Below are 16,801 nucleotides of genomic sequence, written 5' to 3'. Positions count from 1 at the left end.
GAATGATATCTATGACTAATTTAGTTATTAATTTTATTTAGAACCGCTAAAGTTATTATGAATAATTGCCAGTAACTCATCACCGAATGAATGGGGATTTAGCATGTTCTGTACACCCAGTACGAATTTACCTTCTCCCGCATCCATTTCAGAAGAAAGGTGTTTTGATGACACTATAATGTCTGTATTAGCGAGTTTTGATTTGTAATCAGAAACAGCACATGAATCCATAACATGCGGGATCCCTTTACCTTCAAGATATTTAGCAATTTTCATCTTCATCATCATCGATGAGCCTTGCCCATTGCCACATACGGCAAGAATACTGACGGGTCTGATAGTGTTTACTTGTGGAGTATCTTGAGTAACAGAGGCGGTGTCGACGGTAGCGTCAGATTGCGTTGAAGATATAACTTCCATGGCAGCTTGCGCATCTTCTTCGGCACGTAATCTTTTTGATGCGAAATACATATAGACAAAAGATAAACCAATTATGACAAAGAAGAAGTATTTGGAGAATGAGAGTCCTTGCATCACAGGCGGGAAAACTAATGCCCAATCAGCCATTCCCATCCAACCACTAAAATCCGTTCCTTGTCGACTAAACAATGAAATTGCCCATGCAGACCCAAACACCTCAATAATTCCCATGACAAAACAGATTTTCATGACCGCTTTCCAACCACCAAAATGGTTGGCAAACACGCCAATAGTGGCGTTGGAGAAGAACATAGGAATAAAGCCAGGAATAATCATGATCGGGGAGCTAAATGCCAACATGGTTAGCACCGCAGCAAATTGCCCTAATGCCCCCCACATAAAGCCGAATACCATGGCGTTTGGCGAAAAGGCGTAGATAGCGGCACAGTCAATGGCTAAAACAGCATTAGGAATAACCCGTTCAGAAATCCCTTTAAATGCTTCAGATAACTCAGCCACAAACATCCGCACCCCCGTCACAATGATTTGAATTGCCACGGCGAATTTCAAACCTGTTTCCAGAATGTAGATACTCCAATGCGTCTTACCTGCCATTTCTTGCAAATTAGTCAGACCAAAAGAGAGCAAAATAATACCGAAAAATACGGTCATTACGATGGCAGTGGCAGCTATACTGTCATGAAAAATGTGTAGCCACTTCGGTAATTTTAAGTTATCAACACTGTCATTTTTATCACCGAGTTTATGCGCTACTTTGGTAGCAACCCATGAAGCAAATTGCTGCTGGTGACCGATAGAAAATCCAGCTCCACCAGTAACCGCCTCTGTAGGTTTAAACATAATATTGGATGAAATTCCCCAATATAACGCCATCAATACCGCGGAATAGATAATGGTTTCCCACATGCTGGTACCCAGCACGAAATAGAATACGGCGATTAACCCCGCTTGCTGGAACATAATATGCCCAGTCAACATGATGGTTCGGATCCCCGTAATACGTCGAAAGAGAACCAATAATATATTGATCGCCAGGGCGATAAGAACGGTGTAACCCACCCACGAATAATTATCCCCCATGGTTTCCATGGTGGCCATCATTGAGGTATAGGGGTCAATAACTGAACCGGTAAGATGATGATATTCAGACATTTTTGCAATGACTGGTTTAAAGCTGGAAACGAGAGTATCGGCTCCAACCTGCACTAACATAAAGCCGACAATTGTTTTGATCGTTCCTTTCAGGATGGTTGTTCCATCTCTTTTTAGAAGCCAGTAGCCAATTAATGTCACCAATCCCAGTAATAAAGGGGCTTTCGTCATCACTTGGCTGTAAAAAATATAGAATGAGTTGTACAGAAAATCCATATTTTTACCCCTAAACCAAATTTAGTTTGAATTATTATCTAATTTAAAAATACATTACCCTGATCCCATACAAGCATTCTCACGCTATAATCAAACTGCTCATCAATTTAATCACTAAAATGCACACAGGAATCACAAGCAATCACCAAATGCTCACTTATGATTATTTTAATTGCTACTTTTTGACCAGTAAAAAACCATACTTTTGTTGTGCTGATCACAACAAATATAGTAAAAATGATATTTTACAATAAGTTATTTATTTTATTTAGCATGGTAATTTTTAAATTTAGCTAGTTGACAATTTTCACAATGATCATATAGAATCAAATTCAATCATTTTGAATCATAACTTGTCATCGCTAAATACTGAAAATGATTATACAGAAATAAGGCGCTAGACATGAATGAGACACAAAGACATTATGAAATTTTGTCTTTACTGAAAAAAAATCAAATCATTAACGTATCTTTTATTACTGACCATTTTAATATTTCCCCAGCAACAGCACGTCGAGATATCGCAAAACTCGATGAGCAAGGAAAACTAAAAAAAATACGTAATGGCGCAGAGCGCATTGAAGAAAAAAGAAATAAATGGTCACCATTGAATAGCACTGACCATTATGAAGAAAAATCACAGATTGCCGTCAAAGCAGCTGAGCTTTGTCAGCCGGGAGATAGCGTTGTCGTCAACTGTGGTTCAACCGCCTTTCTTCTTGGGCAACAACTGTGTGGCAAAGGTGTACAAATAGTGACGAACTATTTCCCGCTAGCCAGTTATTTAATTGAAGAAGAACATGAAGATGTGGTGCTCATTGGTGGGCAATATAATCGCACACAAGGTATTTTCTTGAACCCAGCGCTTAGTACATTAATGGGGTATGCCGGAAACTGGATGTTTACGTCAGGAAAAGGGCTCACGGAAACTGGGCTATACAAAACAGATATGCTGACTGCGGTCGCTGAACAACAAATGTTAGATCGCATAGATAAATTAGTTGTCGTCGTGGATAGCTCTAAAGTGGGAAACCGAACAGGTATGTTATTTTGCCCCACCAATAAAATTGACTATCTGATCACAGGTAAAAACGCCGACCCTAAAATTATCCAAGCCATCGAAGCACAAGGCACTCACGTCATTCTCGTATAATTAGATTTAATTATCTAATTCAATGAATTAACAAATTTATTCTGTATTTCGCCTTATTTCTATAAATAAGGCGCTAATCCCTTACATTTGAAATTCTGGATAGGAAAGGTGTTGCTATGAGTAAAGTAAATGAAATTACCCGTGAATCTTGGATTTTAAGCACGTTTCCAGAATGGGGAACTTGGCTCAATGAAGAGATCGAAAAAACCGTTGTAGAACCAAACACATTCTCAATGTGGTGGCTCGGATGTACTGGTATTTGGTTGAAAAGCGAAGGTAACACTAATATTTCTATCGATTTTTGGTGTGGTACAGGTAAAAAAACCCAGAAAAATCCATTAATGAATCAGCAACACCAAATGATGAGAATGGGGGGAGTTGAAGCATTACAGCCTAATTTGCGCACCTCAATTTTCCCATTGGATCCCTTTGCTATCAAGAATGTCGATGCGATTTTAGCCTCCCATGACCATGCTGATCACATTGATGTTAACGTGGCAGCTGCTGTTCTACAAAACTGTGGTGACCATGTGAAATTTATTGGTCCACAAGCCTGTGTAAACCTATGGACTGGTTGGGGCGTGCCGGAAGATCGCTGCATTGTGGCCAAAGTGGGTGATGTCATTGAAGTGGGCGATATGAAAATCCGTGTTCTGGATTCTTTTGACCGAACTGCACTCGTGACGCTACCAAAAGGCGTTTCGTCTTATGATAAAGAGATTTTAGATGGTATGGATGAGCGCGCGGTGAACTACTTGATTGAAACCACAGGCGGTTCAGTTTATCACTCTGGAGATTCCCACTATTCAAACTATTATGCCGCACATGGCAATCGCTATAATATCGATGTGGCATTATTGTCATTCGGTGAAAATCCTCGCGGAGTCACCGATAAAATGACCTCTTCCGATATCTTACGCGCCGCAGAATCTTTAGACTGCACCACCGTCATTCCATTCCATCATGACATTTGGGCTAACTTCCAAAATGATCCTCGTGAAATTGAAGTCTTGTGGAACATGAAAAAAGAGCGCTTACAATATAAATTTGCCCCATTCTTCTGGCAAGTTGGCGGCAAATATACTTACCCAACCGATAAAGGACGCATGCATTATCAGCATTTCAGAGGCTTCCAAGATATCTTTAAAAATGAACCAGAACTACCGTATAAAGCCTTCTTGTAAGATTTTTTGCATCGTTTCATTGCGCTTTTTCGACCTGATAATCAACATTATCAGGTCTTTTTCTATCAAAAAATGCCCTAAAAAATATTTTCAATTCCCTGCATCCAAATTCATTTCCTTGTCGTCTCTCTTATTGATACCCATACAACAAGGAAATAATAATGAACATTCGCATCGCAGCCACTCTGTTAAGCCTGTTTGCCTTTTCAGCAACAGCCTCCGATATTTCAACTCAGCAAACCACACTAGGTCAGGTTTATACCAATAACCAAGGTATGACGCTCTATTACTTTGATAATGATAAACCTGATCAATCCGTTTGCTATGATGATTGCGCCAAACTCTGGCCACCATTATTAGTAAACGATGAAACGTCATCCCTGCCCGGTTTAAATAAAATCCAACGTAAAGATGGAAAAATGCAGTGGGCAATGAACCACCAACCTCTCTATTTGTGGAGTAAAGATAAAAAACCCGGTGATATTACCGGTGCAGGCGTTAAAAATATTTGGTCAATTTCTCGAGCAGACAGCATACCCGTCAATGTATATAGCACCAATAACGGTAAGGTTTTAACCAATAAAGCGAAGATGTCTCTCTACACCTTCACTAAAGACAGTGATGGACTATCATCATGTAATGGTGATTGCGCGATTAAGTGGCCACCATTAGCGGCACAACAAGGTGATGTAGCCAGTGCTCCATTTAGCGTTGTCTCTCGCCAAGATGGTACCTATCAATGGGCTTACCAAGGCAAGCCATTGTATACATGGATAAACGATAAGAAACCGGGCGATATCACAGGCGATAAAGTGGCAAATGCTTGGAACTTGGTTGTTTTGCCATAACGTTATGAGGTGAACGTGAGCGCAGAAAGCAATGAGCTAGAAACATTATTTTCGCAGATAAAACTGGGAGATCAGCACGCTTTTGAGCGATTTTATAGCCTAACAAATCGTAAGTTATATGGGCTGTTGGTCAATATCGTCGCCGATCGAGACATCGCGGCGGATCTCCTGCATGAAGGATATCTCAAGATCTGGTTCTCTGCATCGAGCCATTATGTGATATCGCCTTGGGCATGGTGCTGTCAGTTAATGCGTAATTTAGCGATAGATCATGTTAGAAAACAGGGGCGAATGCCGAAGTTTGAAGATATAGATCTCTCTTTAGAAATTGCTATTGATGATCCTGTTACTGAAGCTTCACAGCAGCTTGACCGCTGTTTTCTCGCGCTCACAACCGAAAAACAGCAAGCCATAAAGCTTGCTTATATTCATGGTTATTCTCATGAAGAAATCGTGAAGCGCCTTGCTCATCCTCTTGGCACTATCAAATCATGGATACGACGAGGCTTAAAGGAGCTAAAACAATGCATAAGCGCCTAACACCGCTTCGTTATAGCAACCCAGCCATACGCGAACATTTGGTGAGCCAGTATGTGCTCGGCACATTATCAACCAACGCCAGAAAGCGCTTAGAATCCTTGATGGCTAGCGATACCTCTTGGACTGAATTAGTCACACAGTGGCATGCATACCTTTATAGGCTAGAACCAATGGCAGTAGATAAGCCACCAGCATGGGTATGGAAAGATATCAAATCGGTGATCAGTAAAAAAGAAAAAATACCGTTTTATCACCGTGTTTGGCGATACAAATGGTCACTCATCCCATGGGTGTGTTCTCTCTTTTTGTTCGTTTTTTCCAGCGTGATGTTACTGCAACCAACCCCTCAAGTTGCTACGCCGAGCTATATCGCCACCATGTCATCTCAAGAGAGAAATGACCATTTTGTACTGATGGCATACAAAGGGGATAAACCCGGAAAATCACGCCTTCAGTTGGAATGGAACAGCCAATATCCGTTACCGGAAGGTCATATGGGAAATGCGATGATTTGGGCTAAGAATAAGGTAACAGGAGAAATTTCACTACTGGGACGTTTTGATGAATTGCAGTCCACTCGCTTACTCACCCCAACTGAATGGAAAATGATCAAAAATAGTAGCGAGCTTTTGATCACCGAAAATAGTGAACCAAACAGCACGCTCTTATTTAAAGGAGCATGTATTGAGTTACTAAGTTCCACTTAATACCGCCATGCTTCATTGAAAAAGGTCAGCATTTTTTACAATGCCGACCTTTTTTCACTAAGGGATCACACCCAGTAATTTAAACCAAAAATAATCGAGGGGAACAAGTAAAACAAAGGTCAAAATAAACAGAATGAGGCATAGGCGGATCCCATCCATTAGCGGCACTCTTCCCATTCCCATCGCGACGATAATCGGTGAAGCTTGATAAGGCAGCAGCGGTGTTGAGTAGCCAATCACTTGGATCATTAAAACGGCAATTAACGGTAAGCCCGTCGCCGTAGAAAGCGATTCGGCTAATGGTGTATACAATGCAGGAACGCCGTTAGCTGTGACCACAAAGTTTAATCCGCTGGTTAACCCAACTAGGCTACCGAAATCCATAAATGGGCTATTCGGGTCTAATGGCAACATTTTCTGCAAGTAAGTGCCTACCACCATGCCTACATTTGAGTAACTAACCAACGTAGCAAGGCTTAAGATCCCCGCCACATAAATACAGGTGCGGATATTGACCGCTTTTACAAATTCATCGTTTGTGACGAAGCCCACTTTCGGCAATAAACAGAAACACGCAGCCACCAGCCCAACCCAAGCGGGCGATATTCCATGCGTGGTATCTGTAATCCAAAAAAGTAAGGTTATCGCCAATACAATACCGAGTTTTTTCTCATTACGGGTCATTGGCGGTAAGCTTTTCTGCTCACCAATAGGCTGTAATTTTGCTGGAAAAAGGAAGTAGATGCACAAAACCACCAGCGCCCCTTTTAGCAGCCCCAAAATCGGCATATGGAGAAATAAGTAATTTAGATAGGATAATTTGATGCCGTAAGTGGTTTCTATGGCGCCAGCCATCACTAAATTGGGAACGTTTGCTGGTAAAACCGTGGCAGAAAGTTGGAAAGTGCCAAACCCCACCGCCAACGCTAAACCAATTCGCCCTCGGCTACCACTGACTAACCCCACTTTGTCCGCAATCGCCATCACGATCGGCATTAGTAGCGCAATTCGCCCCATATTTGACGGCATAATAAAGGCTAATCCATACGCCAGAATGACCACGCCAATAATCAATTTTAACCATGAACTGGTGAAACGCCCTGAGATATGTTGGGCAATACGCTCTGCCAACCCCACTTTATTGATGGCAAATCCCAGAATAAACCCACTAAGAACAAGCCAAAAGGCTTCTGAGGTGAATCCCGAAAACAGAATGTTGGTAGGTGCCAGATGTAAACATGCAGCAGCTGCAAAAAACAGCAATGCGACTAAATACTCAGGCAATTTGCCTGTCGCCCAAAACCCTATTGTGATTGCGATGACAACTGCACTGAGCCATTCAAATTCTGCCATCTACTTCGCCCTATTATAATTTTTAGCGGTCAAATTTATTGCTTAATACTACACCAAACAATTTAAGGAGCACTAAAAATTGGTAGGGAATATATAAATACGTAATTAATTAAATATCGTCAGATTTTTATCAATTAACCTGATATTTTTTGTGGCTTATTAGCCCTATTTTAGGTGGGAAAAGCAATAAAAAACCGATATAACTGATTAGGTTATATCGGCTATATATTTAACTTTTTATATCAGCGTGCGATTACTCTACCGTCACCGATTTTGCCAAGTTACGTGGCTGATCGACGTCTGTACCTTTGATTAAAGCAACATGGTAAGACAGTAATTGCAGTGGCACCGTATAGAAAATTGGCGCGATTAACTCTTCCACATGTGGCAGAGAAATAATCTTCATATTTTCACTTGCTACAAAGCCAGCATCTTGGTCAGCGAACACATACAGCAAACCGCCACGAGCACGAACTTCTTCAATGTTAGATTTTAATTTTTCTAACAGTTCGTTGTTCGGTGCGATGATAATTACTGGCATATCCGCATCAATCAGTGCTAATGGGCCGTGTTTTAACTCACCTGCCGCATAAGCTTCCGCATGGATATAAGAGATCTCTTTCAGTTTTAACGCACCTTCGACCGCGATCGGGAATTGTTCCCCGCGACCTAAGAATAGTGCGTGGTTTTTATCAGAGAAATCCTCTGCTAAAGCTTCGATCACTTTATCCTGTGACAGCATGCTTTCAATGCGAGCAGGTAGAGCATGCAGGGCATGAGCAATACTTTCTTCCAGTTCAGGTTTAGCGCCTTTTAAACGTCCCATGTATGCCACCAGCATTAATAGAACGGTTAATTGAGTGGTAAACGCTTTCGTCGAAGCAACGCCAATTTCAGCACCCGCTTTGGTCATCAGTGCAAATTCAGATTCGCGAACTAATGAAGAGCCGCCCACGTTACAAATTGCCAACGATGTTAAGTAACCTAACTCTTTAGACAGGCGTAAAGCCGCTAAAGTATCTGCCGTTTCCCCTGATTGGGAAATGGTGATCATCAAACTACCTTTACGGTGAGCCGGTTTACGATAGCGATATTCAGACGCAATTTCCACGTCGCAAGGGATACCTGCTAAAGATTCAAACCAGTAACGCGCAACCATGCCCGCGTTAAAGGATGTCCCACAAGCGACAATTTGGATATGGTCAACTTGAGACAAAATTTCACTGGCTTTAGGACCTAACTCACTGAGGTCGATACCGTTATCTTGGCTAAAACGCCCTTCAAGCGTGTTTTTAATTGCCATCGGTTGTTCATAGATCTCTTTTTGCATGTAATGGCGGTAAGCGCCTTTATCACCCGCATCGTACTGAACACTCGATTCAATTTGCTCGCGCTCAACCGCATTACCCTGCTTATCAAAAATACGCACAGTGCGACGAGTGACTTCAGCAATATCCCCTTCTTCAAGGTAGATAAAGCGGCGAGTCACTGGCAATAGAGCCAGTTGGTCGGAAGCTAAGAAATTTTCACCAACACCTAACCCGATAACTAATGGGCTACCAGAACGTGCTGCGACTAATAATTCAGGATTACGGCTATCCATAATAACGGTGCCGTAGGCGCCGCGTAATTGAGGAATAACACGTTGAACAACATCCAGTAATTCACCACCTTTTTGTTGTTCATGATGAACAAGGTGAGCAATCACTTCAGTGTCAGTGTCTGAACTGAAAATATAGCCAAGCTGTTTTAGCTCTTCTTTCAGCTCTAAATAGTTTTCGATAATCCCGTTATGGACAACGGCAATATAGCCAGAGGTATGAGGGTGAGCATTACGCTCACTCGGAACACCGTGAGTCGCCCAACGAGTATGTGCAATCCCTGTTCCGCCAGATACTGGGTTTTTTTCAGCTTCTTCCGCCAGCATTTGTACTTTACCGACTTCACGTAAGCGTTGAAGATGACCTTCATGGTCAACAACCGCCATACCCGCAGAGTCATAACCACGGTATTCTAAACGGCGAAGACCTTCTAATAGAATTTCCGCGATATCACGTTGTGCGACTGCACCAACAATTCCACACATATTAAGTTATTCCTAAATAAAGGGGATTTCCCCTCTTTGTGTCGCAACCTGATTGTTATACAGCTTTCACTGTTCCCCAGCCTTGTAGAAACGGGGATATTTTATTGTTCTATTTTGATATGTAGCTTTGTTGCTACTTTATATCAATATCTTTCTTTTTATATTAAAAACGACAGACTCACATTGCTAAATACTTATACTGCTTATCATAGGAGAGATAATCATATCTCTCCTCAATCTTTACTTATTTTTTCTTTACCGGACGCTGCCAGTTTTTAATGTGTGTTTGTTTTACGCGGCTTACTACCAACTCGCCCTCGTGAACATCTCGAGTTACCGTGGTACCAGCCCCGATGGTCGCACCATTCGCCACACATACTGGAGCGACTAACTGCGTATCGGATCCTACAAACACATCATTACCAATAACGGTTTTAAACTTATTCGCGCCATCGTAGTTACATGTAATGGTTCCAGCGCCAATATTTACATTGTCACCGATTTGAGCATCACCCAAATAACTTAAATGACCGGCTTTCGATCCTAAACCTAATGAGGCATTTTTCATTTCCACAAAGTTACCTACGTGGGATTTTGCCGCCAATTTAGCACCTGGACGTAAACGAGTGAAAGGACCAACCGTACATTCTGTCGATAATTCAGAATTTTCAATGACGGTATATGGGCTGATAACTGAGTTATCGCCAATCACACAGTCTTTCAACACGCAGCCTGTTTGGATGTGGACATTGTTACCCAATGTCACGTTACCTTCGATGATAACGTTAGTGTCAATCACCACATCACGACCATGAGTTAAGGTTCCACGAATATCAAAACGTGCAGGATCAATGAGCATCACTCCCGCCAGCAGTAACTTCTCAGCCTGTTCTTTTTGATAGATACGCTCTAACGCAGCAAGTTGCAGGCGGTTATTAACACCTTCCATTTCACTGAGATGGCTTGGGTGAACAGTGGCAATCTTGTTACCTTCTTTATGTGCAAGAGCAATAATATCGGTAATATAGTATTCGCCTTGCGCATTGTTATTGTTCAATTGGGCTAACCAGCGGTTAAAATCTTTTCCGCTCGCGACCATAATACCAGTATTGATTTCTTGGATTTTACGTTGTTCTTCAGACGCATCCTTTTGTTCGATGATCCCAACAACTTCACCATTTTCGCGGATAATACGACCATAACCCGTTGGGTTATCTAAAATAACCGTCAGTAATCCAATACCGCCTTCAGGTTTGACTGCAATAAGACGCTGCAAAGTATCTTTGGATATTAAAGGAACGTCGCCATACAGCATGATGATGTCTTCATCATCTTGGAAGTGAGGTGCAGCTTGCTGCATTGCATGGCCAGTACCTAATTGCTCAGCTTGCAGAACCCAGTTTAAGTTTTGTTCGCCCAGTTTTTCTTTCAGTAAATCACCGCCATGTCCGTATACCAGATGAATATCCGATGCACCGATTGATTTCGCAGTATCAATCACATGCTGAACCATTGGTTTACCTGCCAGTAAATGCAGAACTTTCGGTAAGTCTGAATACATCCTAGTGCCTTTACCGGCAGCTAAAATCACGACACTTTTTCTTTGCACAGTCATATTTTCCTGAAACTCCAACTTTGGGGTGAAAGTAAACCTATTTCCTGCATAAATTACTACATATTTCGCACAAATAAAAAAGCCAGTTAGTCAAACTAACTGGCTTTTCTTATATTGCTATCATTACATTAGCTTTTTAGTTAACTCGATAACTCGAAGTTTCGCTATTGCTTTTGCAAGTTCTGCTGATGCCTGAGCATAATCAACATCGCCGTGTGCTTTGCGGATATGTTCTTCCGCTTTGCGTTTAGCTTCCACTGCACGAGCTTCGTCTAAATCTTTACCACGGATCGCTGTATCAGCAAGTACGATAACACCAGTTGGTTGAACTTCTAAGATACCGCCTGAGAGGTAAATTAGTTCTTCTTCACCAAACTGCTTGGTAATGCGTACCATGCCTGGTTTTATGGCAGTCAGCAGAGGGGTATGCTGTGGATAAATCCCCAGCTCACCTTCACTACCTGTCACCTGAACTTTCTGTACTCGGCCGTCAAACATCTGTTTTTCAGCACTGACAACGGTCAGGTGGAATGTCATTGCAGATACCATATCAACCCCTCGTCAGATGGATTAAAGCGTTTTCGCTTTTTCCACAGCTTCGTCAATGGTACCAACCATATAGAACGCTTGTTCTGGCAGGTGGTCGTAGTCACCGTTCAGGATACCGCTGAAGCCACGAATGGTGTCTTTCAGAGAAACGAACTTACCTGGTGAACCAGTAAAGACTTCAGCAACGAAGAATGGTTGAGACAGGAAGCGCTGGATCTTACGAGCACGAGCAACAACCAGTTTGTCTTCTTCAGACAATTCATCCATACCCAGGATTGCAATGATATCTTTCAGTTCTTGGTAACGTTGCAGAATTGACTGAACGCCACGAGCGACATCATAGTGCTCTTGACCAACGACGAGTGGGTCTAATTGACGGCTGGTGGAATCCAGAGGGTCAACCGCAGGGTAGATACCCAGAGATGCGATTTGACGGCTCAGAACTACGGTTGCGTCTAAGTGAGCAAATGTTGTTGCTGGTGATGGGTCAGTTAAGTCATCCGCAGGAACGTAAACCGCTTGAACAGACGTGATAGAACCGGTTTTGGTAGAAGTGATACGTTCTTGTAGAACACCCATCTCTTCTGCCAATGTTGGCTGATAACCTACCGCTGAAGGCATACGACCTAACAGTGCTGATACTTCAGTACCTGCCAGTGTATAACGATAAATGTTGTCAACGAACAGCAGTACGTCACGACCTTCGTCACGGAATTTTTCAGCCATAGTCAGACCAGTCAGCGCAACACGCAGACGGTTTCCTGGTGGCTCGTTCATCTGGCCATAAACCAGTGATACTTTATCCAGAACGTTAGAATCAGTCATTTCATGATAGAAGTCGTTACCTTCACGGGTACGCTCACCAACACCAGCGAATACTGAGTAACCTGAGTGCTCAATCGCGATGTTACGGATCAGTTCCATCATGTTTACTGTTTTACCAACACCCGCACCACCGAACAGACCAACTTTACCACCTTTCGCGAATGGACAGATTAAGTCCATTACTTTGATACCGGTTTCTAGCAGTTCTGTTGAGTTAGCTAATTCTTCATAGCTTGGCGCTGAACGGTGAATAGACCAGCGCTCTTCTTCGCCGATATCACCTTTCATATCAATAGGGTCACCCAGAACGTTCATGATACGTCCCAGAGTTGCTTTACCTACTGGTACTTCAATTGGGTGTTCTAAGTTTACAACTTCTAAACCACGGCTCAGACCATCTGATGTACCCATTGCGATACAACGGACAACACCACCGCCTAACTGCTGCTGAACTTCCAACACCAGTTTTTCTTTACCGTTAATAACCTCAAGAGCATCGTACACTTTTGGTACGCTATCTTGAGGGAACTCGACGTCCACAACGGCGCCGATTACCTGGATAATCTTTCCAGTAGCCATCTTGAATCCTCTACGTAATTCGTAAACCTAGCTGTTAAACCGCGGCTGCACCAGAAACAATTTCAGTCAGTTCCTGAGTAATGCTGGCCTGACGAGCTTTGTTGTAAACCAACTGCAACTCTTTGATCAGTTCTCCGCCGTTATCTGTAGCGGCTTTCATCGCTACCATTCGAGCGGCCTGCTCACTAGCTAGGTTTTCAACGACGCCCTGATAAACCTGCGACTCGATATAACGACGCAGTAGGGTATCCAGCAACGCCTTAGGATCGGGTTCATATAAATAATCCCAAGATTTCTTCTTCAGTGTTTCGTCATCGCTCGCTGGCAATGGCAGTAACTGAAGAATAGTTGGCTCTTGAGACATTGTATTGACGAACTTATTGTTCACCGCATACAGTTTATCTAAACGCCCTTCATCATAGGCTTGTAGCATAGAGTTAACTGGACCAATCAAGTCTGAAAGGGTTGGGTTATCCCCCATTCCGGTTACTTGTGAAACGACATTGCCGCCCACAGTTCCGAAGAATGCTACCGCTTTAGAGCCGATTAAAGCCAAATCAACCTGAACGTTTTTTTCAGACCATACTTTCATGTCTGCAAGCAGTTTTTTGAACAAGTTAATGTTCAAACCACCACACAAACCACGGTCTGTTGAAACAACCAAATACCCGACGCGTTTCACTTCACGCTCTTCGAGATATGGGTGTTTATATTCCAGATTACCTAACGCAAGGTGACCAATCACACTGCGCATGGTTTCTGCATAAGGACGGCTGGACGCCATGCGTTCCTGCGTTTTACGCATTTTGGACGCCGCGACCATTTCCATCGCTTTAGTGATTTTCTGTGTGTTTTGCACACTTCCAATCTTAGAACGTATCTCTTTTGCGCCGGCCATTTCTGCTTCTCCTTATTAACCAGACGGCCCATAAAAATTCACGGGCCGAATAGTATTACCAGGACTGGGTGGCTTTGAATGATTCGAGCAGTTTATTCAACTTAGCTTCGATATCATCATTGTATTTACCAGCCAGGCCAATTTCGTTCATAAGGTCAGCATGCTCGCGCTGTGCAAATGAAACTAACGCTTCTTCAAATGCACAAATTTTAGCCAACTCAACATCGTCCAGATATCCACGTTCTGCAGCAAACAGAGACAGTGCCTGCTCTGCTACTGACATTGGTGCATACTGTTTCTGTTTCAGCAATTCAGTTACTTTCTGACCATGGCTCAACTGTTTACGAGTTGCGTCATCGAGGTCGGAAGCAAACTGAGCAAAAGCTGCCAGTTCACGGTATTGAGCCAGTGCGGTACGGATACCACCAGACAGTTTCTTAATGATTTTAGTCTGAGCAGCACCACCAACACGAGATACTGAAATACCCGGGTTAACCGCTGGACGAATACCAGAGTTAAACAGGTTAGATTCCAGGAAGATCTGACCATCAGTAATCGAAATTACGTTTGTTGGTACGAATGCAGAAACGTCACCCGCTTGGGTTTCAATGATTGGCAGAGCAGTCAATGAACCGGTTTGACCTTTCACTTCACCTTTAGTGAATGCTTCTACGTAGTCAGCGTTAACACGAGCAGCACGCTCAAGTAAACGTGAATGCAGATAGAAAACATCACCTGGGTATGCTTCACGTCCTGGTGGACGACGCAGCAACAGTGAAATCTGACGGTATGCAACAGCCTGTTTAGACAGGTCATCATAAACAATCAGAGCATCTTCACCACGGTCACGGAAATATTCACCCATCGCACAACCAGAGTATGGTGCTAAGTATTGCAATGCAGCTGATTCAGATGCAGTAGCAACAACAACAATGGTATTTTCCAGAGCGCCGTGTTCTTCGAGTTTACGTACTACGTTAGAAATCGTAGATGCTTTCTGACCGATAGCAACGTAAACACATTTGATGCCAGAATCACGCTGGTTGATGATTGCATCGATCGCCAGAGCTGTTTTACCAGTTTGACGGTCACCGATGATAAGCTCACGCTGACCACGGCCGATTGGAATCATCGCATCGACTGATTTATAACCAGTCTGTACTGGTTGATCAACTGATTGACGTTCGATAACGCCCGGAGCAATAACTTCTACAGGAGAGAAGCCATCGTGCTCAACAGGACCTTTACCATCAATTGGTTGACCCAGAGTATTCACTACACGTCCTAGCAGACCACGGCCTACTGGAACTTCAAGAATACGACCTGTACATTTAACTTTCATGCCTTCTGCTAAGTCAGCATAAGGACCCATTACAACCGCACCAACAGAGTCACGCTCTAAGTTCAGTGCAATTGCGTAACGGTTGCCAGGCAGTGCGATCATCTCACCCTGCATGACTTCGGCTAAACCGTGAATACGAATGATACCGTCGTTAACGGATACAATCGTACCTTCATTGTGAGCTTCACTCACAACATCGAACTGAGCAATACGCTGTTTGATCAGTTCGCTGATTTCGGTGGAATTCAGTTGCATATGCTCCAGTCCCCTTAAGACTGCAAGACGTCAGTTAAACGCTCTAAGCGACCGCGGATACTCCCATCAATGACGAGGTCTCCAGCACGAATGATCACTCCAGCAATAACAGACTTGTCAATTTTGCAATTCAGCTTAACTTTGCGTGACAGACGTTTTTCCATCGCGGCAGAAATTTTAGCTGACTGCTGTTCACTCAGTTCGTTAGCAGAAAGAACATCAACTTCAACAGTTGATTCCAGTGCATCGCGCAATTGAATAAATTGAGCTAATACTTCTGGTAAAGTCGTCAAACGACCATTTTCAGCCATGACACGAATCAGATTTTGAACATGCTCGTCAATTTCATCCCCACAAACAGAGATAAACGTTTTAGCTAATGTTTCTGGTGCAATAGAACCAGAAAGCAGCTCACCAACCTGTTCATTGCGCGTCACCTCAGCGGTGAAGGCCAGCATATTCTGCCAGCTCGCAACAGCTTGGTTTTCCACAGCAAAGTCAAAAGCTGCTTTGGCGTAGGGGCGAGCTACAGTAGCAATTTCAGACATGCCCCTCCCTCCTTACAGTTCAGCGACTAGTTTATCAACGATGTCGCTGTTAGCAGCTTCATCCACGGAACGTTCGATGATCTTCTCGGCACCTGCGATAGCAAGCATCGCAACCTGTTTACGTAACTCTTCACGTGCACGTTTACGCTCAGCATCAATTTCAGCTTGCGCTTGTGCTACGATTTTTGCACGTTCTGCTTCAGCTTCTGCTTTAGCTTCATCAATCATTTGAGTGCGTTGTTTATTCGCTTGCTCGATGATGACTTGTGCTTCAGCTTTCGCTTTTTTCAGTCGGTCGGTTGCGTCGGTTTGCGCCAGTTCCAGGTTCTTTTTAGCACGTTCTGCGGAAGATAAACCGTCAGCAATTTCTTTCTGACGTTTTTCAATGGCCGCCATAATTGGTGGCCATACATACTTCATACAGAACAAAACAAACAGGACAAACGCGATAGCCTGGCCGAGGATTGTTGCATTCAGATTCACAGACAATACCTCTTATTTATTAGTGAG

15 protein-coding genes are annotated in these 16,801 nt (G+C 43.1%); 5 read left to right on the top strand and 10 right to left on the bottom strand.

The features are described 5' to 3' along the window. Positions 1 to 33: 33 nt before the first annotated feature. Entirely contained in the window at positions 34 to 1,809 is a 1,776-nt protein-coding gene (locus PROVRUST_RS16945; protein ID WP_006816126.1) for a PTS ascorbate-specific subunit IIBC, read from the bottom strand. 403 nt (positions 1,810 to 2,212) lie between these two features. Between PROVRUST_RS16945 and ulaR the strand changes: the two genes are divergently transcribed. The 5 genes from ulaR to PROVRUST_RS16920 all read left to right on the top strand — a co-directional run bounded on the left by ulaR (position 2,213) and on the right by PROVRUST_RS16920 (position 6,241). Beyond that, complete coding sequence (gene ulaR / locus PROVRUST_RS16940) at positions 2,213 to 2,962, top strand: HTH-type transcriptional regulator UlaR (protein WP_006816125.1); 750 nt, start codon at positions 2,213 to 2,215, stop codon at positions 2,960 to 2,962. 116 nt (positions 2,963 to 3,078) lie between these two features. Further along, positions 3,079 to 4,146, top strand: coding sequence for an L-ascorbate 6-phosphate lactonase (gene ulaG, locus PROVRUST_RS16935; protein ID WP_006816124.1), 1,068 nt, complete (start codon positions 3,079 to 3,081; stop codon positions 4,144 to 4,146). Between the two features lie 161 nt (positions 4,147 to 4,307). Further along, positions 4,308 to 4,994 carry a lipoprotein gene (locus PROVRUST_RS16930; RefSeq protein WP_006816123.1) on the top strand — a complete coding sequence of 229 codons (687 nt, stop codon included), beginning with the start codon at positions 4,308 to 4,310 and terminating at the stop codon, positions 4,992 to 4,994. A 15-nt stretch (positions 4,995 to 5,009) separates the two neighbouring features. Continuing rightward, complete coding sequence (locus PROVRUST_RS16925; RefSeq protein WP_039855840.1) at positions 5,010 to 5,534, top strand: sigma-70 family RNA polymerase sigma factor; 525 nt, start codon at positions 5,010 to 5,012, stop codon at positions 5,532 to 5,534. Beyond that, the gene (locus PROVRUST_RS16920) at positions 5,519 to 6,241 is read left to right on the top strand and encodes a hypothetical protein (protein WP_039855839.1); all 723 of its coding nucleotides are present in this window, start codon (positions 5,519 to 5,521) and stop codon (positions 6,239 to 6,241) included. Before PROVRUST_RS16925 ends, PROVRUST_RS16920 begins: the two co-directional genes overlap by 16 nt. Positions 6,242 to 6,298: 57 nt before the next feature. On the opposite strand, the gene PROVRUST_RS16915 is transcribed toward PROVRUST_RS16920, so the two are convergent. From PROVRUST_RS16915 to atpF, 9 genes are all read right to left on the bottom strand, one after another. Further along, positions 6,299 to 7,594, bottom strand: coding sequence for an SLC13 family permease (locus tag PROVRUST_RS16915; protein WP_006816120.1), 1,296 nt, complete (start codon positions 7,592 to 7,594; stop codon positions 6,299 to 6,301). Positions 7,595 to 7,847: 253 nt separating this feature from the next. Next, positions 7,848 to 9,680, bottom strand: coding sequence for a glutamine--fructose-6-phosphate transaminase (isomerizing) (gene glmS / locus PROVRUST_RS16910; RefSeq protein ID WP_006816119.1), 1,833 nt, complete (start codon positions 9,678 to 9,680; stop codon positions 7,848 to 7,850). 244 nt (positions 9,681 to 9,924) lie between these two features. Continuing rightward, the gene (gene glmU, locus PROVRUST_RS16905) at positions 9,925 to 11,295 is read right to left on the bottom strand and encodes a bifunctional UDP-N-acetylglucosamine diphosphorylase/glucosamine-1-phosphate N-acetyltransferase GlmU (RefSeq protein ID WP_006816118.1); all 1,371 of its coding nucleotides are present in this window, start codon (positions 11,293 to 11,295) and stop codon (positions 9,925 to 9,927) included. Between the two features lie 123 nt (positions 11,296 to 11,418). Then, positions 11,419 to 11,844 (bottom strand): F0F1 ATP synthase subunit epsilon, encoded by a 426-nt coding sequence (locus tag PROVRUST_RS16900; protein ID WP_006816117.1) that lies wholly within the window; start codon positions 11,842 to 11,844, stop codon positions 11,419 to 11,421. A 21-nt stretch (positions 11,845 to 11,865) separates the two neighbouring features. After that, positions 11,866 to 13,248 carry a F0F1 ATP synthase subunit beta gene (gene atpD, locus PROVRUST_RS16895; protein ID WP_006816116.1) on the bottom strand — a complete coding sequence of 461 codons (1,383 nt, stop codon included), beginning with the start codon at positions 13,246 to 13,248 and terminating at the stop codon, positions 11,866 to 11,868. Between the two features lie 34 nt (positions 13,249 to 13,282). Further along, positions 13,283 to 14,146 carry a F0F1 ATP synthase subunit gamma gene (gene atpG / locus PROVRUST_RS16890; protein WP_006816115.1) on the bottom strand — a complete coding sequence of 288 codons (864 nt, stop codon included), beginning with the start codon at positions 14,144 to 14,146 and terminating at the stop codon, positions 13,283 to 13,285. A 55-nt stretch (positions 14,147 to 14,201) separates the two neighbouring features. Then, positions 14,202 to 15,743, bottom strand: a complete 1,542-nt coding sequence (atpA, locus tag PROVRUST_RS16885; protein ID WP_006816114.1) for a F0F1 ATP synthase subunit alpha — start codon at positions 15,741 to 15,743, stop codon at positions 14,202 to 14,204. A 14-nt stretch (positions 15,744 to 15,757) separates the two neighbouring features. After that, complete coding sequence (gene atpH / locus PROVRUST_RS16880) at positions 15,758 to 16,291, bottom strand: F0F1 ATP synthase subunit delta (RefSeq protein WP_006816113.1); 534 nt, start codon at positions 16,289 to 16,291, stop codon at positions 15,758 to 15,760. Between the two features lie 12 nt (positions 16,292 to 16,303). Beyond that, the gene (gene atpF / locus PROVRUST_RS16875) at positions 16,304 to 16,774 is read right to left on the bottom strand and encodes a F0F1 ATP synthase subunit B (protein ID WP_006660651.1); all 471 of its coding nucleotides are present in this window, start codon (positions 16,772 to 16,774) and stop codon (positions 16,304 to 16,306) included. Positions 16,775 to 16,801 lie beyond the last annotated feature (27 nt).

The organism is Providencia rustigianii DSM 4541 (assembly GCF_000156395.1).
GTDB classification, from domain to species: Bacteria; Pseudomonadota; Gammaproteobacteria; order Enterobacterales; family Enterobacteriaceae; genus Providencia; species Providencia rustigianii.
This window is presented reverse-complemented; position numbering and strand designations above follow the sequence as displayed.

Excerpts from the sequence above, each read along its gene's own strand:
- PROVRUST_RS16945 (WP_006816126.1), bottom strand. The coding sequence starts at position 1,809 with ATGGATTTTCTGTACAACTCATTCTATATTTTTTACAGCCAAGTGATG.
- ulaR (WP_006816125.1), top strand. The coding sequence starts at position 2,213 with ATGAATGAGACACAAAGACATTATGAAATTTTGTCTTTACTGAAAAAA.
- ulaG (WP_006816124.1), top strand. The coding sequence starts at position 3,079 with ATGAGTAAAGTAAATGAAATTACCCGTGAATCTTGGATTTTAAGCACG.
- PROVRUST_RS16930 (WP_006816123.1), top strand. The coding sequence starts at position 4,308 with ATGAACATTCGCATCGCAGCCACTCTGTTAAGCCTGTTTGCCTTTTCA.
- PROVRUST_RS16920 (WP_039855839.1), top strand. The coding sequence starts at position 5,519 with ATGCATAAGCGCCTAACACCGCTTCGTTATAGCAACCCAGCCATACGC.
- PROVRUST_RS16915 (WP_006816120.1), bottom strand. The coding sequence starts at position 7,594 with ATGGCAGAATTTGAATGGCTCAGTGCAGTTGTCATCGCAATCACAATA.
- glmS (WP_006816119.1), bottom strand. The coding sequence starts at position 9,680 with ATGTGTGGAATTGTTGGTGCAGTCGCACAACGTGATATCGCGGAAATT.
- glmU (WP_006816118.1), bottom strand. The coding sequence starts at position 11,295 with ATGACTGTGCAAAGAAAAAGTGTCGTGATTTTAGCTGCCGGTAAAGGC.
- PROVRUST_RS16900 (WP_006816117.1), bottom strand. The coding sequence starts at position 11,844 with ATGGTATCTGCAATGACATTCCACCTGACCGTTGTCAGTGCTGAAAAA.
- atpD (WP_006816116.1), bottom strand. The coding sequence starts at position 13,248 with ATGGCTACTGGAAAGATTATCCAGGTAATCGGCGCCGTTGTGGACGTC.
- atpG (WP_006816115.1), bottom strand. The coding sequence starts at position 14,146 with ATGGCCGGCGCAAAAGAGATACGTTCTAAGATTGGAAGTGTGCAAAAC.
- atpA (WP_006816114.1), bottom strand. The coding sequence starts at position 15,743 with ATGCAACTGAATTCCACCGAAATCAGCGAACTGATCAAACAGCGTATT.
- atpH (WP_006816113.1), bottom strand. The coding sequence starts at position 16,291 with ATGTCTGAAATTGCTACTGTAGCTCGCCCCTACGCCAAAGCAGCTTTT.